Origin of the sequence: Psychromonas antarctica (assembly GCF_022267535.1) — a bacterium.
Taxonomy (GTDB): domain Bacteria; phylum Pseudomonadota; class Gammaproteobacteria; order Enterobacterales; family Psychromonadaceae; genus Psychromonas; species Psychromonas antarctica.
This window is the reverse complement of the sequence record NZ_JAHNZV010000234.1, coordinates 1-1564: the sequence shown is the minus strand read 5'-3', so window position 1 is coordinate 1564 and position 1564 is coordinate 1. Positions and strand designations below refer to the sequence as shown.

The following is a 1564-nucleotide window of genomic DNA, read 5'->3' as shown; positions in this document are numbered from 1 at the left end:
AGCCAACCCAGAAAATTACCTGCCATGGAATTATCTAGAAAATAGTGAGTAACGGCTGACTTGCTTTCCAAAAAAGACTGAATTGGGCTAACCGCCCAAGTCAAACTATGCAGCCGTAAGCTCACCTTAGTTAAGGTGTCTGGTGATTGGTCAAAAAACTGGGTAATTCTACGCACCGCCCGCGAGTAGGCATCAATAGTGGCGGGTCGCATGCCTTGAAGTGTTAGGTTAGTCAAATGTTGTTGATATAAAAGGTTAAAGTGTTGTTGCTCTGAAGTGTTCATGGCTTATACTCCTATTATTCATCACCGAAGTGTGACGAGAATATAAGTATGAACGTTCTTGGACTTTTGTTTTTCTGCCGCTAGCGGCTTCGTTCAACAAGGCATTTAAACGGAACTAAAACAGTGGGTTACGTTCCGCTTCGCTACACATTATAACCCACAATTTTAGTCCGCTTAATGCGGCGTTAAATGTATATGAATATTCCTAATTTATTCGCAGCAATCACGTTAATGTTTATTGCGACAAGTGTTCAAGGTGAAAGTATGAGTGATGATTCTGATTGGAAGTTAAAGCTTCGTTATGGAAAAGAAACGACTCCATACAGCCATTTCACCGTTTTAGCTGAAGGCGTTTGTGGTGACATGAAAGAAGGCTTCTCTTGCCCCAAAGGTAATGCCATTATGGGAATGAAAGTGTGGGCTAATGACATTGACGAGCCTCCATATATGGTAAAAAGTATTGGAAACCAAATCGGCTTTGAAGTAACAGGTGAAATTCAAATATATTCTACTGAGCCAGAAGAGCCTCCTAGAGAAAACCCGCATGGATATGACATTCAATTCACTCCATTCGACTAGAAATACATTTAACAAGGCAATCAAATCGGACGCTTTACGGTTTGTCGCCTATTTTGCAAAAAACAAAAGCCGCAAAATCGTCGCCAAACCTAGCGCCGTTTATTGCTGGCGTTATATGGCCGTTAAGCTGTATCATTTAATTTTAAATTATTGGAGTAAACATGCAAGAATTTAGATTTCAAATACTCGAAGATGGAGATCAGTTAGATAGTTTCTCTGAGAGAAGAATGGTGATTAAGAAAAATAATGGCGATTATCATGTTTATAAAATCACTGGTTTCGCAGAAGGGAGGCCAGTCTTCGATAAAAACTTCAAAGTAATCATTGAAAAAGGTATCGGTAAAATTGAAGCGTATGATACTGAGTCGGAAATAACTGTCGAGCTTTAGGTGCTTAACTTATGAGTGAAGATGAAAAAAAAGAAAGAAAATGGGCTGCTAATATTGCATTTGTCGGTGACGAATCCAAGGTAAAAGCACTCATTAAATTTTTTAAAGAAGAAGAGGCCAAAGGTGGGATATCTGATTTCAGTAGAATAGATGGGCCACATGAAAAGCTTCAAGATCTACTAAAGGGTGAGCTTACGGCTGCATAGTTTGACTTGGGCGGTTAGCCCAATTCAGTCTTTTTTGGAAAGCAAGTCAGCCGTTACTCACTATTTTCTAGATAATTCCATGGCAGGTAATTTTCTGGGTTGGCTT

4 protein-coding genes are annotated in these 1564 nt (G+C 39.5%); 3 read left to right on the top strand and 1 reads right to left on the bottom strand.

Annotated elements, in window-relative coordinates; all coding sequences use genetic code 11:
• A partial coding sequence (locus tag KSO91_RS17205) for a phage integrase N-terminal SAM-like domain-containing protein (RefSeq protein WP_238744246.1) occupies positions 1 to 284 on the bottom strand: 284 nt, incomplete at its 3' end.
• Positions 285 to 479: 195 nt separating this feature from the next.
• Here KSO91_RS17205 and KSO91_RS17200 point away from each other — a divergent pair.
• The 3 genes from KSO91_RS17200 (at position 480) to KSO91_RS17190 (ending at position 1458) form a co-directional block, all read left to right on the top strand.
• On the top strand, positions 480 to 863 hold the full coding sequence (locus tag KSO91_RS17200; protein ID WP_238744245.1) for a hypothetical protein: 384 nt from the start codon (positions 480 to 482) through the stop codon (positions 861 to 863).
• Positions 864 to 1024: 161 nt separating this feature from the next.
• Entirely contained in the window at positions 1025 to 1252 is a 228-nt protein-coding gene (locus tag KSO91_RS17195) for a hypothetical protein (protein WP_238744244.1), read from the top strand.
• 11 nt (positions 1253 to 1263) lie between these two features.
• Positions 1264 to 1458 (top strand): hypothetical protein, encoded by a 195-nt coding sequence (locus KSO91_RS17190; protein WP_238744243.1) that lies wholly within the window; start codon positions 1264 to 1266, stop codon positions 1456 to 1458.
• Positions 1459 to 1564 lie beyond the last annotated feature (106 nt).